The sequence below is a fragment of the Cohnella sp. AR92 genome, from assembly GCF_003990975.1.
Lineage (GTDB): Bacteria > Bacillota > Bacilli > Paenibacillales > Paenibacillaceae > Cohnella.
On sequence record NZ_RZJR01000033.1, the window covers coordinates 1 to 3980 of the forward strand.

Consider the following 3980-nt stretch of genomic DNA (forward strand, 5'->3'; position numbering starts at 1 on the left):
GAGAAATTCACRACCAGTCAAATTGCTAGAGCTCKTGATGTCACACGAAAGACGATTGCCCCTCATCTTAACTCCTTAGTAGAAAAGAGCTTATTAACCGCGATAATTTCCAAGAAGGGTTTACGAACCGGATACAAGGAGCGCAGAACGAGTACCTATTGTTGAAACAATTGCGTAATTCTGCGTTTGGTGAAGACTGTTGAGTAACCACGACCCAACTAGAGCGACCATGGGCGCGAGGAGGAACTTACGCGAGTAGAAATTACTCAGGTGGGTGCGTGCGAGGACGCATGGTGGGTGCAGGTGAGTAACCACGACCCAACTRGAGCGACCATGGGCGCGAGGAGGAACTTACGCGAGTAGAAATTACTCAGGTGGGTGCGTGCGAGGACGCATGGTGGGTGCAGGTGAGTAACCACGACCCAACTAGAGCGACCATAGGCGCGAGGAGGAACTTACGCGAGTAGAAATTACTCAGGTGGGTGCGTGCGCGGACGCATGGTGGGTGCAGGTGAGTAACCACGACTCAACTAGAGCGACCATAGGCGCGAGGAGGAACTTACGCGAGTAGAAATTACTCAGGTGGGTGCGTGCGAGGACGCATGGTGGGTGCAGGTGAGTAACCACGACTCAACTAGAGCGACCACTGGCATAAAACAAGCCCCCTCAAACTTCGAGGGGGCAAGTTACTTCCAATCAATAAGGATTTTTCTTCGAATTAAGAATCTCCGCCAGGAAGGTCAAGGTCAGGCCTTGGCCCCAGCCCTGGATGCGCTTGTCCGGGACGCCGCGGTAGCCGTCGGCGTTCTGCATGACGGCCGTGCCGGCGGAGACGCCGGAGACGGTGCCGTCCTCCTTAATGCGGGCGAGGATGCCGTCGATCGCCTTCTGCGAGTACTTGTTGTACAGGCGGCCCTTCGCCAGGACGGCGGTGGCGATGCCGGCGGAGCCGGACGTCTCCAGCGGCGACGCCGGGTCGTCGAGGATCGTGTGCCAGAGGCCGGATTCCGGATCCTGCAGGCGGACGATCGCGCTGAGCTGGTCGCGCAGCGAGCATTCGATGACCATGAAGTTCGGCAGGTCGACCGGAACGAGGTCGAGCGCGCGGGTCATGGTCAGAGCGGCCCAGGAGTTGCCGCGGCACCAGTGGACGCCGGACATGTGATTGCCGGCGATGTTGTCCCATCCGTGGTAATACAGGTTGTTCACCGGATCCTGCAGCACGTTCTCATGGCCGTGGTATTGGCGCAAGCCGTCTTCGAAATAATCCTGCCTTCCGAGCAACACCCCGATCCGAAGCAGGAAGTAGCCGGCCATGAACATGGTGTCTACCCAAGCTTGCTCCGGGAAGTTGTACGTCTCGGAGTTGACGGTGTGCTGGAAGATGCCGTCCCCGAAGCGGACGGCGTCGTGGGTCAGGTACTCGGCCATCTCCTTGGCCGTATCCAAATATCTCTCTTCCTTGTAGACTTCGTACAGAGTGAGCAAGGAGTGTCCGATCGAAACCCCGTTCACCGACAGCTTGGGCAAGCCGTCCTCCATATTCTCGTCTACCCACGCTTTTACCTTTTCCAAATACTCGATCTTGCCCGTCGCCGCATACGCCTCGCAAATTCCGTAGAACGCGACGCCGCCCGGCCAATCCCAGCTGAAGTCCATCCGAAGCGTGCGATCCACGACTCTATCGATAACCTTCTTAATCTCGTTCTCGTCAAAAACCAATGCCGGCATGTCGTCTGCCCCTTCCAAGAGTTCGTTTGGGTCCCTATCGTTCATGAAGTCCATGTTGTCCGTCTTATGTTTGTTCCTCTTATGTTTGTTCGTCTTATCCATCACCCTTATTTCAACCCGCTTGTTGCGATGCCTTCCACGATATAGCGCTGGAAGAGGAAGAAGATGATGAAGACCGGAAGCAAGCTGAGAATGGACATGGCGAACATGCCGCCCCAGTTGTTCAGGGATTCGCCGTCGAGGAACAGCTTCAGCGCCAGCGATACCGGGTACAGGTCAGGCTTGTTTAAGTACAGCAGCGGGTGGTAGAAGTCTTCCCACGTCCAGTAGAAGGAGAAGATCGCCGCGGTCACGAGAGCCGGCACGCAGAGCGGCAGGATGACCTTGAAGAAGATGCCGTACTTGGAGCAGCCGTCGATCTTGGCCGCTTCGTCCAGATCAAGCGGAACGGTGCGAATGAACTGCATGATCAGGAAGATGAAGAACGGAATGCCGAAGAATTGCGGAACGATGATCGGCTTAAAGGAAGACAGCCAGCCGAAGTTCGAGAACATGATGTATTGCGGGATGATCGTCACGTCGCGCGGCAGCATCATCGTCATCATCATGGCGCCGAACCAGAAAGCGCGGCCGAAGAAGTTGATCCGGGTGAAGGCGTAGGCGACCAGCGCGGAGCTGGCGACCGCTCCGATCGTGGAGAGAATCGCGATGATGAACGAGTTCTTGAAGAAGTTCGCGAACGTGTTGCCTGCGAAGCCCGCCCAGCCGGTCTTGTAATTCTCCCAGGCGATGCGGCTGGGGATGAGGCTGTTGGCGGTCGTGAACACTTCCTGGCTGGGCTTGAAGGAGCTGACGAACAGCCAGATGAGCGGGTACAGCATCACGAGGGCGATCCCGCCGATCACGATATGGTAAACGAGGTTGCTCCAACGTCTCTGAATGGCCATCTTAGTTGCCTCCTTTGTTCTCGTAGTGCACCCAGTACTTCGAGGTCTGGAACAGGATGAGGGTGAGCACGCCGATCACGAGCAGCATGACCCAAGCCATGGCGGAAGCGTACCCCATCTCGTAGTACTCGAACGCGCGCTTGTACAGGTTCAGCGAGTAGAGCAGCGTCGAATCCAGCGGACCGCCTTCGCCGCGGGAGATGATGTAAGCCGGCGTGAAGGTCATGAAGGAGGAGATCGTCTGGTTGATCAGGTTGAACAGGATGATCGGGCTGAGCATGGGCAGCGTGATTTTGAAGAACTGGCGGATTCGCCCCGCGCCGTCGACGCCGGACGCTTCGTACATCTCCTTCGGAATGTTCTTGAGACCGGCAAGGAAGATGAGCATCGAGGAGCCGAATTGCCATACGGCCAGAGCGATAAGCGTCCAGATAGCCGTCTCCGGCGTTCCGATCCAGGACTTGGTCGACTCGATCCCGATCAGGCCGAGAGCGGAGTTGACGATGCCTTGGTCGCCGAACACTTGAGTCCAGAGGATCGAGACCGCGACGCTGCCGCCGATGAGCGATGGCAGGTAGTACGCGGAACGGTAGAAGCCGACGCCCTTGATCGAGCGGTTCAGCAGCATGGCGACTCCGAGGGCGAACGCGAGACGGAGAGGAACGCTGGCGAATACGTAAGTAAAGGTAACTTTAACGGACTTCCAGAACTTGTCGTCGTCCGTAAACATTCGCACGTAGTTGTCCCAGCCGACCATCTTGGGAGACGTCAACAGGTTGTAGTCCGTGAACGAATAGTACAGGGAGGAGGCCATCGGGAACAGGATAAAAATAAGGAAGCCCAGAACGAACGGGGCGGCGAAAATATAACCGACGAAATGGTCATTGTGGCGCAGCTTCATGACTTCAACTCCCTTGTTTGTACGCGTTTTCTATATTGTAATTATGCTATTTCAAGCGAACCTTCTGAAGGCAAAAAACCGTGGTTTTTGTTCAATTAGCCGACTTGAGCGGTTGGGGGGGAGACGGTTTTCCGATGGGCGGACGGATTAAGGCCGAATACGCGGACAAGAAGGCGTAGCTAGAGGAGAGACAGAGGAGAGGCGGAGGAGAAACGGAGGGAAAGTAGAGAGACAGCACAGAGGAAGTAGAGAGGAAGTAGAGAGGAAGTAGAGAGGAGGCCGAGAGGAAGCGGGAGAGGATCGAAAGGGAATTGGAAAATAATTGGAGTGAATTGGGGGCAGGAGGGGGTTGGAGGCGGCATAGAGGGGAGTGGAGTAAAACGGTAGAGGGATTGGTAGGG

The 3980-nt window shown here is 56.2% G+C and carries 3 protein-coding genes; all 3 read right to left on the reverse strand.

Annotated elements, in window-relative coordinates; genetic code table 11:
* Positions 1 to 696 precede the first annotated feature (696 nt).
* Positions 697 to 1731 carry a glycoside hydrolase family 88/105 protein gene (locus ELR57_RS27680; RefSeq protein WP_126963079.1) on the reverse strand — a complete coding sequence of 345 codons (1035 nt, stop codon included), beginning with the start codon at positions 1729 to 1731 and terminating at the stop codon, positions 697 to 699.
* A 107-nt stretch (positions 1732 to 1838) separates the two neighbouring features.
* A complete protein-coding gene (locus ELR57_RS27685) occupies positions 1839 to 2612 on the reverse strand; it encodes a carbohydrate ABC transporter permease (RefSeq protein ID WP_370452390.1) in 774 nt (257 codons plus the stop codon).
* Positions 2613 to 2679: 67 nt separating this feature from the next.
* Positions 2680 to 3579: a carbohydrate ABC transporter permease gene (locus tag ELR57_RS27690; protein WP_126963081.1), complete on the reverse strand. Its 900-nt coding sequence runs from the start codon at positions 3577 to 3579 to the stop codon at positions 2680 to 2682.
* Positions 3580 to 3980 lie beyond the last annotated feature (401 nt).

Coding starts and splice junctions, on each gene's coding strand:
- ELR57_RS27680 (WP_126963079.1), bottom strand. CDS start 1,731: ATGCCGGCATTGGTTTTTGACGAGAACGAGATTAAGAAGGTTATCGAT.
- ELR57_RS27685 (WP_370452390.1), bottom strand. CDS start 2,612: ATGCTGTACCCGCTCATCTGGCTGTTCGTCAGCTCCTTCAAGCCCAGC.
- ELR57_RS27690 (WP_126963081.1), bottom strand. CDS start 3,579: ATGAAGCTGCGCCACAATGACCATTTCGTCGGTTATATTTTCGCCGCC.